1 protein-coding gene is annotated in these 324 nt (G+C 61.4%); it reads left to right on the top strand.

Translation table 11 applies throughout. The features are described from left to right. Positions 1–73: 73 nt before the first annotated feature. A partial coding sequence (locus EII42_RS12625; RefSeq protein WP_148098074.1) for a hypothetical protein occupies positions 74–324 on the top strand: 251 nt, incomplete at its 3' end.

The following is a 324-nucleotide window of genomic DNA, read 5'->3' as shown; positions in this document are numbered from 1 at the left end:
ACGAGCAGGGAAGAACAAGAAGAACAGGCCAGCCTCCTGGCGAAGCGGGCCTGGGAAGGAGAATAACGAGATCATGGCTATCACTGATTTGCTCCCGGAGGAGTTTGTTCAGCGGGTGGTTGATCTGGGCAACCGGATCCGAGACGAGATCGCCGGGTTGGACCTCAAGGATTTGCCGATGGAGCAGTGTGAACAGATTCCGCAGCTGCTGGCGGAGTTGGAGCAGCAGCTGGCGGCCGCGATCGCCGCGGACGAGACGGAGCTGGGCCAGCAGCAGGCGCACGAGACCAAACTATTCGCGCAAGCGAACGCTGCCGAGCGGGA

The organism is Tessaracoccus sp. OH4464_COT-324, assembly GCF_003932855.1.
Lineage (GTDB): Bacteria > Actinomycetota > Actinomycetes > Propionibacteriales > Propionibacteriaceae > Arachnia.
This window is presented reverse-complemented; position numbering and strand designations above follow the sequence as displayed.